The 13762-nt window shown below is 64.1% G+C and carries 13 protein-coding genes; 9 read left to right on the top strand and 4 right to left on the bottom strand.

Annotated features, from left to right (window positions below; genetic code table 11):
• Together AC1MHZ_RS21795 and AC1MHZ_RS21790 are read left to right on the top strand one after the other, a co-directional pair.
• Positions 1–1560, top strand: a 1560-nt coding sequence (locus AC1MHZ_RS21795) for a Tc toxin subunit A-related protein (RefSeq protein ID WP_482966909.1), incomplete at its 5' end; no start/stop codon positions are given.
• A gap of 97 nt (positions 1561–1657) precedes the next feature.
• Positions 1658–2329, top strand: coding sequence for a TetR/AcrR family transcriptional regulator (locus tag AC1MHZ_RS21790; protein WP_084859053.1), 672 nt, complete (start codon positions 1658–1660; stop codon positions 2327–2329).
• Between the two features lie 17 nt (positions 2330–2346).
• On the opposite strand, the gene AC1MHZ_RS21785 is transcribed toward AC1MHZ_RS21790, so the two are convergent.
• Complete coding sequence (locus AC1MHZ_RS21785; RefSeq protein WP_084859054.1) at positions 2347–3354, bottom strand: GlxA family transcriptional regulator; 1008 nt, start codon at positions 3352–3354, stop codon at positions 2347–2349.
• 145 nt (positions 3355–3499) lie between these two features.
• Between AC1MHZ_RS21785 and AC1MHZ_RS21780 the strand changes: the two genes are divergently transcribed.
• The 3 genes from AC1MHZ_RS21780 to katG all read left to right on the top strand — a co-directional run bounded on the left by AC1MHZ_RS21780 (position 3500) and on the right by katG (position 7268).
• Complete coding sequence (locus AC1MHZ_RS21780; RefSeq protein WP_084859055.1) at positions 3500–3712, top strand: PLD nuclease N-terminal domain-containing protein; 213 nt, start codon at positions 3500–3502, stop codon at positions 3710–3712.
• A 262-nt stretch (positions 3713–3974) separates the two neighbouring features.
• A complete protein-coding gene (locus AC1MHZ_RS21775; protein WP_084859056.1) occupies positions 3975–4853 on the top strand; it encodes a DMT family transporter in 879 nt (292 codons plus the stop codon).
• Between the two features lie 162 nt (positions 4854–5015).
• The gene (katG, locus tag AC1MHZ_RS21770; protein WP_084859057.1) at positions 5016–7268 is read left to right on the top strand and encodes a catalase/peroxidase HPI; all 2253 of its coding nucleotides are present in this window, start codon (positions 5016–5018) and stop codon (positions 7266–7268) included.
• A gap of 71 nt (positions 7269–7339) precedes the next feature.
• On the opposite strand, the gene AC1MHZ_RS21765 is transcribed toward katG, so the two are convergent.
• The 3 genes from AC1MHZ_RS21765 to AC1MHZ_RS21755 form a co-directional block, all read right to left on the bottom strand.
• Entirely contained in the window at positions 7340–7867 is a 528-nt protein-coding gene (locus AC1MHZ_RS21765; protein WP_368829565.1) for an HvfX family Cu-binding RiPP maturation protein, read from the bottom strand.
• A 119-nt stretch (positions 7868–7986) separates the two neighbouring features.
• Positions 7987–9273, bottom strand: a complete 1287-nt coding sequence (locus AC1MHZ_RS21760) for an ATP-binding protein (protein WP_084859059.1) — start codon at positions 9271–9273, stop codon at positions 7987–7989.
• Positions 9270–10010, bottom strand: a complete 741-nt coding sequence (locus AC1MHZ_RS21755; RefSeq protein ID WP_084859060.1) for a response regulator — start codon at positions 10008–10010, stop codon at positions 9270–9272. The genes AC1MHZ_RS21760 and AC1MHZ_RS21755 overlap by 4 nt, the downstream gene beginning before the upstream one ends.
• A gap of 209 nt (positions 10011–10219) precedes the next feature.
• Here AC1MHZ_RS21755 and AC1MHZ_RS21750 point away from each other — a divergent pair, with 209 nt between their 5' ends.
• The 4 genes from AC1MHZ_RS21750 (at position 10220) to AC1MHZ_RS21735 (ending at position 13749) form a co-directional block, all read left to right on the top strand.
• Positions 10220–10492, top strand: coding sequence for a DUF2790 domain-containing protein (locus AC1MHZ_RS21750; RefSeq protein ID WP_084859061.1), 273 nt, complete (start codon positions 10220–10222; stop codon positions 10490–10492).
• The gene (locus AC1MHZ_RS21745; RefSeq protein ID WP_084859062.1) at positions 10482–11012 is read left to right on the top strand and encodes a thioredoxin family protein; all 531 of its coding nucleotides are present in this window, start codon (positions 10482–10484) and stop codon (positions 11010–11012) included. The genes AC1MHZ_RS21750 and AC1MHZ_RS21745 overlap by 11 nt, the downstream gene beginning before the upstream one ends.
• Positions 11013–11313: 301 nt before the next feature.
• Positions 11314–12489: a TolC family protein gene (locus AC1MHZ_RS21740; protein WP_084859066.1), complete on the top strand. Its 1176-nt coding sequence runs from the start codon at positions 11314–11316 to the stop codon at positions 12487–12489.
• A gap of 57 nt (positions 12490–12546) precedes the next feature.
• Complete coding sequence (locus AC1MHZ_RS21735) at positions 12547–13749, top strand: efflux RND transporter periplasmic adaptor subunit (RefSeq protein ID WP_084859063.1); 1203 nt, start codon at positions 12547–12549, stop codon at positions 13747–13749.
• Positions 13750–13762 lie beyond the last annotated feature (13 nt).

Genomic DNA, 13762 nt, shown 5'->3' with positions numbered 1-13762 from the left:
CTGTGGGCCGACGCGGTGGCCGCCGAGGCGGGCGGGGCCAATGCCTTGCCGACCATCGACAACGTGCCGGCGTTGCGTTTCATTCCGCTGATGGAAGGGGCGCGGACCATGGCGTCCCACCTCATGCTGTTCGGCAATGCCATGCGGCTCATTCTCGAGCGCCAGGATGCTGAAGGGTTGCTGGAACTGCTCAGTACTCAAGGGGTGGAACTGGCGGCCAGAAGCGTGGAGCTGCAAGAGCAGGCCCTCAAGGAGCTGGATGTTGAACGCAAACGTATAACAGTGCTTATGGAGGTCGCCAGGACGCGACGAGACCATTACCGCTCCCTGTATGACGAGAACATGAACACAGGTGAAAAACTGGCACTAGGTTTCGCCCAAACGAGAAAAGCCTTGACCGGCGTTTGGGGATCGCTCGCCGTGACGGCGGGACTGGTGAATACATTCCCGAATGTTTTCGGCACATCCAACGGTGGTGGACGTCCCAGCGGCCCACTGCAGGCGGCAGGGACGGTTGCTGGCCTGACGATGACCGGCTTGGAGATCGCCAGCGAGACGATCGATAAATGCGAGGCCTATCGACGTCGGCGCCAGGACTGGGAGATTCAGTACAAGAATGCCGCAGGATTCATGGCGGCATTCCAGGTGCAACTGGAAGCGCTGACGGCGCGTGAAACCTCTATCAACCTGCAGATCGCCCACGCGCGGTCCCAAGAGATGAATGCTCAGGTACAACTTGCTTACCATCAAGGCAAGGCGACCAGCAAAGCACTGTACAGTTGGTTGCGCGCGCGCCTGGCAAGTATCTTTTATACCTACTACGACCTGACGGTTACGCGCTGCCTGATGGCGCAGAAGGCGTTGCAATGGGAAATGGGTGAGAACACCCGCTACCTGCGCACGGGCACTTGGAATGGCGCTTGGTCGGGGCTGTTGTGCGGAGAGGGGCTGATGTTGGCGTTGGGGCAGATGGAGGATGCCTGGGTGAGATGGCAAAAGCGTGAGTTGGAGGTGACCCGCGACGTGTCGCTGGCCAAGGTCTTCGATGGCAAGCTTCTCGTGGATGGGGAGGCAGTCACGCTGCAGGATGCCATTCAGAGCGTGCAGGACGGAAAGGAGATCGATTGCACGCTTCCGCTGGGCAGTTTGACGTTCGAGTCGAACAAGCTGTCTATACAGTTCGGCCTCAAGGATCTGGGTTTGGCGCAAGAGTTCGAAGACGGCATATGCCGCATTCGTCGCATAGCGGTGAGCCTTGACGGGCCGCATGTCGAATCTTCCGAGCAGGTCCGGGCGCGTTTGATGACCAACTACCTCGGCTTGCCGTCCGGTTGCCACCAAAGCGTCATATCCCATGCCCGCAAGGACGACGGTCTATTCCCTCAGGAGGGCGGCAACGCGGCCACCCGATGGTTGCCGTTCGAAGGGCTGCCTATCGCGTCGGCCAATGACGAGGATGACAAGACGTTACTGAGTCTGACCTTCGCCGATGCCAAGGATCAGCAGGTACTGAAAGAGCTAAGCGACATCACCTTGCACATCCAGTTCACCGTCCGCTGACACCTTTGGGAGGGCACACAGGTGCCCTCCCGCTTCCCTGTACGGCCCCGCTCGCGGATAATCCCACGCCATTGAAGACAACAGCCTGCGAGTGGGTATGAGTGATTCGGTAGTCAATCTCGGGCAATCCGGGATCGAAGGGGAGCGCAAGCCGCGCAAGCACAACCCCGAGAAAACGCGCGAGGACATCCTCCAGGCCGCCATCCATGAGTTCGTGCAGCAAGGCCTTGCCGGCGCGCGGGTCGATGCCATCGCCGAGCGCACCGCCACCTCCAAGCGCATGATCTACTACTACTTCGGCAGCAAGGAGCAGTTGTACATCGAGTGCCTGGTCAAGCTCTACGGCGACATCCGCAAGACCGAGCACAGCCTTGACCTGGAGTCGCTGCCGGCCGTGCAGGCCATCGAACGTGTGGTGGACTTCACCTTCGACCACCATGACCATAATGTCGATTTCGTGCGCATCGTCTGCACCGAGAACATTCACTACGGCGAGTACATCAAGCAATCACCGGCGATTCGCGAAATGAGCAGCCTCGTGCTGCAAGGGCTGGCCCGTACCCTGCAACGAGGTGTGGAAGAGGGCGTGTTCCGGCCAGGCATCGACGTCATCGACCTGCACATGCTGATGAGCTCGTTCTGCTTCTACCGCGTGTCCAACCGGCATACCTTCGGCGAGCTCTTCCAAATCGACCTCTGCGAGCAGGAGGTCAAGCGGCGCCACAAGCAGATGATTCGCGAAGCGGTCTTGGGTTACATCCGTGCTTGAACGGGCTGCCAGCGGCCTCACTCGCCCAGGCGCTGCTCCCGTGATGGCGGGTAGCCGAAATAGGCGGCATAGCACTTGCTGAAGTGCGATACCGAGACGAAACCGCAGGCGACCGCGACTTCCATTACCGAGAGGTCGGAATATTGCAGCAGCCGACGGCTCTTGGTGATGCGCAGTTCCATGTAGTAGCGCCGCGGCGAGGTGCCGAGCTGGGCCTGGAACAGGCGGTCGATCTGGCGCCGTGAGCGGCCACTGTAGGCGGCGAGCTGGTCCAGGCTGAGGGTTTCCTCGAGGTTGTTCTCCATCAGCTCGACGATGGTACGCAAGTGCAGGCTCATGGACTTCTTCGCCCCAGGGCCAACCTGGCGATAGCGGGCCCCGGAGAACGACAGGATTTCCTCGACACCTTCGGCCAGTGCATCGCCGTAGAGACGTCGAACCAGGCCGAGCATCAGCTCCATGGCGCCATTGGGGCTGGCGGCGGTGAGCCGGTCCCGGTCCAGGGTGAAGCTGGCCGGTGTGAGGCGGGTCTGTGGGCTGCGTTCAGCCAGGCTGGCACGCTGTTCAGGGTGAATGCTGCAGCCGTAGTCGTCCAGCACACCTGCGCGGCCAAGGAACCAAGCGCCGTTCCACAAACCGCCCAACGCCACGCCATGGGCCGCGCAGTCGCCCAGCATGCGGTCGAGTTCAGGGTATTTGAGTGGCGTGCGCAAGCCGCCGCAGATCACCAGCAGGTCCAGCTCCTTCAGGCTGGCTGCATCGAGTTCGCTGGCCACCAGCTCCAGGCCCAGGTCGCTGAGCACCCGGTCGCCCTTGGGTGAGAGCGGGTTGAAGCGGAAGCTGTCGGCACGCAGCAGGTTGGCGGTGACCAGCACGTCCATCGCCACGGTAAAACTGGCCATGGAGAAGTGTTCGAGAAGGACGAAGTCGACTCGATAGGGCACCTGGCCGTTAGCGGAGGCGGATTTTAGCCGCAGCATGTTGCTGGTGCTGGTCTTCTGGCTGAACTGACGTGGCGTGGACACTGCTGACTCCGACTCCTGGCTGGCCCGATGAGTTTGCTGGGAGCGTGAGGGAAAGACAACTGGATCGCACACGCGGGCAGGATCGGACTGAACCCTGGCGGCTGGCTGGCACCCAAAGCACTACATGCCTATTGGGAGAGCGCTCATGGAAATCGGAACGATCTGGATCATTCTCGCAGCCATTCTGATCCTCTTGGAGATCTTCGCCATCTGGCACATCATCGGCAGCGACCGGCGCGCTGAACGGAAGATGCTATGGATCGTCTTCGTGGTCTACGTACCCTTGCCCGGCTTGATCGTCTGGGCCTGGATGGGACCTCGGGCCGTGAAGGGGCGGGCGGTGCTCGAGGAAAAATAGTGCACCAGGGGCTGATGCCTGTCAGTCAAGGACACGGAACGCTGCACGCCCTATCGCCGGCAAGCCGGCTACCACAGGTATAGCGCCGGCCTCCAAACTGACGTTCTACGTGTGTGCCGGTGCTTGCAGTCGATAAGGCTTGGTTGCCTGGCATTACAGGTTTCGCATCCTGGCACATCTCTTCTAGAATCCGCACAGTAAACCCGCCGACCGACCGGCCGTGCGGTTCCCGGCGCGAGTGTGCGCCACCGCCGAGAACGCCATGAGTGCCAGTACCCCGCTGTCCGGAGTCAACCAACCGCTGCGCGGCATCGCCCTGGTGGTGGTGGCGACTTTCCTGTTCGCCAGCCACGACGCCCTTTCCAAGTTCCTGGGCGGCCTGTACCCGATCATCATGGTGGTCTGGGCACGCTACCTGGTACATACCCTACTGATGGCCGGGATCTTCCTTCCCAAGGCCGGCATGGCCGTATTGCGCACTCGCCGCCCGGTCTTGCAGACGTTGCGTGCGCTGAGCCTGTTGAGCACGAGTTTGCTGTTCACCACAGGCCTGCAGTACCTGCCTTTGGCCGAAGCGACATCCGTCAACTTCCTCGCCCCGGTGCTGGTCACCGCGCTTTCGGTGCCGCTGCTCAAGGAGCGCGTCAGCGTCGGCCAGTGGGTAGCGGTGGTGATGGGCTTTATCGGCGTGCTGGTCGTGGTGCACCCTGGGGGGGCGATGTTCACCCCGGCGATCCTGTTCCCCTTTGGGTCGGCCCTGGGCTTTTGCTTCTACCAATTGCTGACCCGAAAGCTGGCCGTCTACGACAGCCCAACCACCAGCAACTTCTTCGCCGGGCTGTGCAATACCTTGATCCTGAGCGTGCTGGTGCCGTTCTTCTGGCACGCACCGCAATGGAACCACGTCGTCTTGATGCTGGCCCTCGGCGGTTGCGGCATGACCGCGCACCTGTTGCTGACCCAGGCCTTCCGCCTGGCTGCCCCGGCATTGCTGGCGCCGTTCAGCTATTGCCAGATCGTCTTCGCCGGTTTGCTGGGGCTGCTGATCTTCGGCCAGGTGCCGGACATCGCCAGCCTGGTGGGCATCGCCATCATCTGCCTGAGTGGTTTGGGGGCGGCCTGGATGCAACGCGGCAAGTGACAATGCTGCTGACAGTTTTGGCCTATCGACCCTAGTCAATTGCCCTATTAGAAACCTGGCTGCGCTCGGCTAGGCTTCACTCTGCCCCAAGAAAACGGCATGCAGGCATGGGCAGGGACACCCCTGATGCCTGTTCCACTTCCGTGCGAAAGGTACACGCAGATGTCGAACGAATCGAAATGCCCGTTTCATCAGACCGCCGGTGGCGGCACGAACAACCGTGACTGGTGGCCTGACCAGTTGAACCTGCGGATCCTCCATCAACATTCGTCCAAGTCCGACCCGATGGACCCGGACTTCGACTACGCCAAGGCGTTCAAACAACTCGATTTTCAGGCCCTCAAGCAAGACCTGCGAGCCTTGATGACCGACTCCCAGGACTGGTGGCCCGCGGACTTCGGCCACTATGGCCCGCTGTTCATCCGCATGGCCTGGCACAGTGCTGGCACCTACCGTATCGGCGACGGCCGGGGTGGCGCAGGCTCCGGCCAGCAGCGTTTCGCCCCGCTCAACAGCTGGCCGGACAACGTCAGCCTGGACAAGGCCCGGCGCTTGCTGTGGCCGATCAAACAGAAGTACGGGCGCAACATTTCCTGGGCCGATCTGATCGTGTTGACGGGCAACGTGGCCCTGGAATCCATGGGTTTCAAGACCTTCGGCTTCTCCGGTGGGCGCGCCGATGTGTGGGAGCCGGATGAAGATGTGTATTGGGGCTCGGAAAAGGTCTGGCTGGGCGGTGACACCCGTTACGGCAAGGCGCAACCCCCGGGCAAGGGCGACCTGGTGGCCGAACCGCAGAAGCATGAAGAAGAACAAGGGCGCGCCCTGGGCGGCGAGCGAAACCTGGAAAACCCCTTGGCTGCCGTGCAGATGGGGCTGATCTACGTCAACCCGGAAGGCCCCGAGGGTAACCCCGACCCGGTGGCTTCCGGCAAGGACATCCGTGAGACCTTCGGCCGCATGGCCATGAATGACGAGGAAACCGTGGCCCTGATCGCCGGCGGCCATGCATTCGGCAAGACCCACGGTGCAGGCCCTGCCGACAACGTCGGACCCGAGCCGGAAGCGGCAGGCCTGGAATTGCAGGGGCTGGGTTGGCAAAACAGCTACGGCACCGGCAAGGGCGGCGACACCATCACCAGCGGCCTGGAAGTGACCTGGACCTCGACCCCGACGAAGTGGAGCAACGAGTACCTGGAGAACCTGTTCAACTACGACTGGGAACTGACCAAAAGCCCCGCCGGCGCCCACCAGTGGCGGCCGAAGAACGGTGCCGGAGCAGGGCGGATTCCCGACGCCCATGACCCTGGCAAACGCCATGCGCCATCGATGCTCACCTCTGACCTGGCCCTGCGTTTCGACCCTATCTACGAGCCCATCGCCCGTCGCTTCAAGGAACACCCCGAGCAGCTGGCCGATGCCTTCGCCCGTGCCTGGTACAAGCTCATCCACCGGGACATGGGCCCTTTGGCGCGTTATCTGGGGCCGGAGATGCCCGAAGAAGAGCTGCTCTGGCAGGATCCGATCCCGAAAGTCGACCACCCGCTGGTGAACGAGCAGGACATCGCCACCCTCAAGGGCAAGGTCCTGGCATCGGGGCTCAGCGTGGCGGAGCTGGTGTCCACCGCCTGGGCCGCAGCTTCGACCTTCCGTGGCTCGGACAAGCGCGGCGGCGCCAACGGCGGGCGACTGCGCCTGGCACCGCAGAAGTTCTGGGCCGCCAACCAGCCCGAGCAATTGAACACGGTGTTGCAGGTACTGGAGAGGATCCAGGGCGAATTCAATGCCTCGGGCAAGCGGGTTTCCCTGGCCGATCTGATCGTGCTCGCAGGTAGCGCCGCAGTTGAAAAAGCCGCCAGGGACGCCGGGCATGACGTCAACGTGCCGTTCAGGCCCGGGCGCATGGATGCCTCCCAGGCGCAGACCGACGTTGAATCCTTCGGCGTACTCGAGCCGTTGGCCGATGGTTTTCGCAATTTCTCCAAGGCGCGCTACAGCGTCAAGGCCGAGAAGCTGTTGTTGGACAAGGCCCAGTTGCTGACCCTCACCGCCCCTGAAATGACCGTGCTGGTTGGCGGCCTGCGGGTGCTGGGGGCCAATACCGGTGGCAGCGCGCATGGCGTGTTCACCGACAGGCCTGGCACGCTGAGCAATGACTTCTTCTGCAACCTGCTGGACATGGGGGTGGAGTGGAAACCCACCTCGGCGGACAACGAGACCTTCGAGGGCCGTGACCGCAAGACCGGCCAACTGAAATGGACGGGCACCCGGGTCGACCTGGTGTTCGGTTCCCATGCCCAGCTGCGCGCCCTGGCCGAGGTGTACGGCAGCAGCGATGGAGGGGGCAAGTTCGTCAAGGACTTCGTCGCGGCATGGGTCAAGGTCATGGAGCTCGATCGCTTCGACCTGAGGTGATCGCGGCAAGTGCGCCAACGAGCGACGCGATCGCGGGGTTGCCCTGCGATCGCGCTGCGCGCAGAACAGCTCTAGCCCACCGTCGCGGTACGGCCCGCCAGGCGCAGCCGACGCCACAGCCAGTGGTCCAGGCTCAGGCGGCCTGCGCCCTTGAGCAGCAGTGGCAGCAAGGCCACGAGGTAGATCAGCGGCAGCTTGAAGTTGCCGTAGCCCTGATCGGTGATCACATAGCCCCGGGCCAGCTCGGCGAGGGTCGACCAATGCTCCGGCCAATGCACGGCGGCTATCGCCACCACGGTGACCACCATCAGCACCGCCGAGGCCAGGCGAGTGCCCAGGCCAAGCAATAGCAACAGCGGGCAGATCAGCTCCGCCCACAGCGAGAGCTGCCAGTTCAAGCCCGCAGGCAGCTCGTTGAATGGAAACGGAAAGCTCGACTGCAGGTCGGTGAACCAGTTGGCGCCATTGAATTTCTCAAGGCCCGACTCGAAGAACTCCCAGGCCAGGAACAGGCGCAGGGGCAGGTCAGCGCCCCAGCTGGCGACGCGATCGAGCAGGGTGAGTGGTTTCCAGCCTGAGGGGTGGGCGAGGGTGTTCATCAGCAGGTCTCCCGAATATGCAGTGTGTGTACGCAAGTGTGCTGGAGCGGCGTATCTGCAATGTGTCGGGCGGGCAGTGCTTATGTATCTTCGTGTAGATCGGCGCCGCTCAGGGCGCCTCACGTCAACTCGATTTGCGCGCACAACCCACCTGCCGGGCGATTGGTCAAGGTCAGGCGCCCACCCATGGCCTGGGTCAGCTGATGGGCGATGGCCAACCCCAGGCCGGTCCCGCCAGTGCTGCGGTTGCGCGAGCCCTCGACGCGGTAGAAGGGCTTGAGTACCTCATCGAGCTCTGCAGCCGGAATGCCGGGGCCTTCGTCCAGAACGCGAATGAAGGTACGGGTGCCGGCGTGCTCGACCTCAAGCTGTGCCGCCCCAGCGAACTTCAGGGCGTTGTCCACCAGGTTCACCAATACCCGGCGCAGGGCATGGGGGCGGGTCTGCAGGGTGACGTTGGTGGCACCGAGGCATTCGACCTTCGCGCCGCTGTCTTGGTAGTCGAACACCAGGCTGTCGAGAAAGGCGTCGAGCTTGACCCGGCAGGGCGCCTCGGTGCTGCTGTCCATGCTGCGGGCATAGGCGACGCCTTCGCGCACCAGGTGCTCCATGGCCGTCAGGTCGCTCCACAGCTTGTCCTTCTCCGTGCCATCGTCCATGACCTCGACGCGCAATTTCATGCGCGTGATCGGGGTTTGCAGGTCATGGGAAATGGCCGCCAGCAACTGCATGCGCTCCTTGAGGTAGGCGGCGATGCGAGCCTGTAGCGCATTGAACGCCACGGCGGCATAGCGCACCTCCCGCGGGCCGCTTTCGTCCAGTTGCGGGCCTGGCTTGTCCGGGTCCAGGTCGTCCACTGCCCGGGCCAGGCGGGTCAGAGGGCGGATGGCCAGGCGCACCGCGAGCCAGGTGCAGACCAACAACACCGCCAGCTGGATCAACAGCACCACAGGCAACCACTTGGCCACCGGCACGCCGGAAGGCGTGACGTCGAGGGTCAGGGGGGCGCCGTCGGCCAGGCGCAGGTGTACCTGGAAATGTGGAGTAGGGCCTGGGATCTCGAGGAAGGTCAGGCGGTAGTCCCGGCCGATCGCTTTGACGATGGACTCGGCGGCCATGGGTGGGTCTTCGCTGGGCATGGCCTGGCCGCCGAGGCCTTGGCCCAACTGGTAGCGATAGCTGTGGCGCTGCAGGCGGGGCAGCCAGGCGGCACGTTCCTCAGCCGGTAGGCGGTCGAGGATGGCCACCGACGTGGCGACGTCCTGCTCCAGGTTGCTCAGCATCATCGAGCGGCTGCTGACATAGCGCTCGTAGAACTGCAGGCTGAACGACAGGCCATAGGCCAGCACCAGGCCGGTGAGGAAGATCAGGGCCAGGCGCGACGCCAGGGTATGCGGCCACCTCATGTGGGTGACTCGAGCAATTGCACGGGCAGGGAGAACACATAGCCTTCGCTGCGCACGGTCTTGATGCAGTTGGGCTCGCGGGCGTCGTCGCCCAGGCGCTGGCGCAGGCGGCTGACCAGCAGGTCGATGGAGCGGTCGAAGATGTCCGCTTCACGGCCCTGGGTGAGGTTGAGCAATTGCTCGCGGCTGAGCACCCGCTGCGGGTGGTCGAGGAATACCCGCAGCAGGCGGTATTCGGCGCCGCTCAGGGCCACCAGCGTGCCATCGCTGTCGAGCAGGTGGCGGGCTGTGGTGTCCAGCCGCCATTGACCGAAGCCGATCAGCCGGCTGCTTTCGCTGATGGTCAGATTCGGCGGCAGCATGCGGGTACGGCGCAGCACGGCGTTGATCCGGGCCAGCAGCTCACGGGCCGAGAAGGGTTTGGTCAGGTAGTCGTCGGCGCCCATCTCGAGGCCGATGATGCGGTCGGTCTCGTCGTTGCGGGCGGTCAACATCAGCACCGGGGTGTTGCGGTGCTTGCCGGCGCGCAGTTCGCGGCACAGCAGCAGGCCGTCGTCGCCCGGCATCATGATGTCGAGCACCACCAGGTCGACGGTATTGTTCTCCAGGAAGGCACGCATTTGTCGGCCATCGGCAACGATGCTGGTACGCAGGCCGTTCTTCTTCAGGTAGTTGCCGACCAGTTCGCGGATCTCGCGGTCGTCGTCGACGATCAGGATGTGATCGACGTGTTCCATCGCAGGGTTCCTTACGAGTAAAGATGCAGGCAAGTGTACCGAGCGTCGCAGTGCTTGCCTGCCGGGGTTTGTATTGCAGTGTATCTGCCTATGACAGAGATACAGGAAAATGCACACCTGGCCCTGTGCAGACACATCCGCGATACCCAGCAGGCTTGTAATGGCTCTCGACCGGGGAACCAACTCCCCATTTGCACAGGAGAGATGCCATGACCTTCAAGACTTTTGCCAATGCAGCCCTGTTCGCGTTGTTCGGCGTTGCCGCCATTTCCGCCCAGGCCAGCAGCGAACCGATGAGCGACAGCGTGATGCAGTATCGCTATGGCGACCGGCTGGACGTGCAGAAAGTGCTGTCGATCAAGGATGACCAGAGCAATGCCTGCGGCGTGGTGAATACGCGCATGGACTACCTCGATTCCCATGGCCGTAGACAAAGCCTGGAGTATCGTACTTACGCCACCGGTGGCTGCCATGACAACTGACCGACGCCGGTGGCTGAAGGTTGCTGGGTGGGTGCTGGGCCTGCTGGGGCTTGGCCTGGCGGGCTACCTGGCGGCCCAGGGCAGGGAGAAGCCCATGCCCTCGCTGGCCGGCGCCAGCCAATGGCTCAATTCGCCGCCGCTGGACGATGCCGCCCTCAAGGGCAAGGTGGTGCTGGTGGATTTCTGGACCTGGGATTGCGTGAACTGCCAGCGCAGCCTGCCTCACGTCAATGACTGGGCCCGGCGCTACGCCGACCAGGGCTTGGTGGTGGTAGGGGTGCACACCCCGGAGTACGACTATGAGCATGACCTGGGCACCCTGCGCGAGAAGGTGGCCAGGCTCGGCATCGGCTACCCGGTCGCGGTGGACAACGACTACCGGGTCTGGAACGCCTGGGGCAACCAGTTCTGGCCTGCGCACTATTTCGTCGATCGCCAGGGGCAGGTGCGCCATGTGCATTTCGGTGAGGGTGACTATGCCGGACAGGAGCGCGTGATCCAGGCACTGCTGGCGGAATGACCTCGTCGGGTAGGCGGTGGCCTTTCGACTGCAATCGCGGGGCAAGCCCCACACAGCGTAAGCCCGGAGTTACGCGATCCTGTGTGGGGCTTGTCCTGCGATTGGGCCGGAGCAGCCAACCGATCAGCCTGGCGCTTTCTTTCAAAATTGTAATGTTCATGCCACCGCGACGATAAGCGCCCCGCCCTAGAGTCCCTCGCCAAGCTTTCCGACGCTTGTCGACGAGGACCTCACCGTGCCGTGCAACCGTGCCACACCCCGCAATGCTGCCTTGTTTGGCCTGCTACTGGCTGTGCTTGCCATGCCGCAGCTACAGGCAGCGCAAGGCTTGAGCCTGTCCCAGGCGCTCGACGCCGCCTTCGCCCAGAACCCCGAACTGGCCGCCGCTGGCCGTGAAATCGGTATCGCCGAGGGCGAGCGGCGCCAGGCCGGGCTGATCCCCAACCCTGAACTGTCCTGGGAGGTCGAAGACACCCGCCGCGACACCAGCACCACCACCGTGACCCTCAGTCAGGCCCTGGAGCTCGGCGGCAAGCGTGGTGCACGGATCGAGCTGGCCAGCGCCGGCCAGAGCGTGGCGCAGCTCGAACTCGAGCGCCAGCGCAACGGCCTGCGCGCCGATGTGGTCCAGGCCTTCCATGCCGCGCTGCGGGCGCAGACCGCGCTGGAGCTGGCACAGCAGTCCCAGGCCTTGACCGAGCGCGGCCTGCAGGTAGTGCAGGGGCGGGTCAAGGCCGGCCAGTCCTCACCGGTCGAGGTCACCCGCGCCCAGGTGCAGTTGGCTCAGGCACGTGCCCAGGTGCGCCGTGCCGAGTCCCAGCGTACGGTCGCCTACCAGGCCTTGGCGCGCCTGACTGGAAACCCGTTGGCCTCCTTCGACCGCCTCGATGCCAGCCACCTGTCGCCAGGGCCTGCGCCCCGTGCCGAGGCCTTGCTCGACAAGATTGCGCGAACCGCCGAATGGCGCCTGGCGCAGGCGCAGATCCAGCGGGGCGAGGCGGCTCTGGGCTCGGAGAAGGCCCGGCGCATACCCGACCTCACTGTGAGCCTGGGCAGCCAGTACAGCCGCGAAGATCGCGAACGGGTGAATGTGGTTGGCCTGTCGATGCCGCTGCCTTTGTTCGATCGCAACCAGGGCAACGTGCTGGCTGCTGCCCGGCGTGCCGACCAGGCCCGCGACCTGCGCAACGCCGTCGAACTGCGCCTGCGCAGCGACACCCGTAGCGCCGTCAGCCAGTGGGCCGCCGCCATGGCGGAGGTGCAGGCCTACGACCGCACCATCCTGCCGTCGGCCCAGCAGGCGGTCGACACCGCCACGCGAGGGTTCGAAATGGGCAAGTTCGGCTTCCTCGACGTGCTCGACGCCCAGCGCACGCTGATCGAGGCGCGCGGGCTGTACCTGGACGCCCTGGCCTCGGCCACCGATGCCAGGGCGCAGGTGGAACGTATCTATGGCGATCTGGGTGAGGGGTTCTGATTGGAGCTGCGTTGCAGCCCCAGGTCCCCAGAACGGCCCATCTTTTCAGGAGTAACGATGAATAACACCCGCAAGATAGCCCTCCTGGCCGCCGCCATCGCCGTGTTCGGCCTTGGCGGCCTGGCCTGGACCAACACCGCTGGCAAGGTCCGCGATGACCGTGGCGAACACACCCACGCCCATGATGGCAAGCAGGATGAGGGCCATGGCGAGGAGGGTGGCGAGGCACACGCCGAGCAGACCGGTAGCCTGCACCTCAGCGCCGCCCAGATCGAAGCCGCCGGCGTGCAGTTGGTCGTTGCCGGGCCAATGACATTGGGCACGGCCATCAGCTTCCCAGGCGAAATCCGCTTTGACGAAGACCACACCGCCCATGTGGTGCCAAGGGTGCCTGGGGTGGTCGAGGCGGTACAAGCCGAACTGGGCCAGGCGGTCAAGCGCGGCCAGGTGCTGGCGGTAGTCGCCAGCCAGCAGATCTCCGAGTTGCGCAGCGAACAACAGGCCGCCCAACGGCGCCTGGAGTTGGCGCGGTTGACCTTCAAGCGCGAACAACAGTTGTGGCAGGAGCGCATCAGCGCCGAGCAGGACTATCTGCAAGCTCGCCAGGCATTGCAGGAAGCCGAGATCGCCCTGGCCAACGCCCGGCAGAAAGTCGCTGCCGTGGCGCCGGCAGGGGCCGGCAACCGCTATGAACTGCGCGCACCGTTCGATGCAGTGGTGGTGGAAAAGCACCTGACCGTAGGTGAGGTGGTCGATGAAACCAGCAACGCCTTCACGCTCTCGGACCTCAGCCGGGTATGGGCGACCTTCGCCGTCACGCCTGGCGACCTGGGCCGGGTGACCACCGGGCGGAACGTGACCGTCAGTGCACCGGACCTGGGCGCCGAAGTGCAAGGCAAGGTCAACTATGTTGGCAACCTGCTCGGCGAGCAGAACCGCGCCGCCACCGCCCGAGCCACTCTGGCCAACCCTGACGGCGCCTGGCGCCCAGGGCTGTTCGTGACGATCGCGGTGAACATCGAGCGCTTCGACGCCGCCGTGGTGGTGCCGGAAGCGGCCCTGCAGACCTGGGAGGAGCAGACGGTGGTCTTCGCCCGTACCGAGGAGGGCTTCGAGGCCCGCCCGGTCAAGACCGGCCGGCGCGATGCCGGCCAGGTGGAAATCACCGAAGGGCTGGCCGCCGGCACCCAGGTGGCGGCCGCCGGCAGCTTCGTCCTCAAGTCCGAGCTCGGCAAGGGCTCGGCCGAGCACAGCCACTGACCCAGGAACGTAT

The sequence above is a fragment of the Pseudomonas sp. FA-1 genome (genome assembly GCF_056856075.1).
Note: the sequence above shows the minus strand (reverse complement) of the source record. Positions and strands in the feature narration are given on the sequence as shown.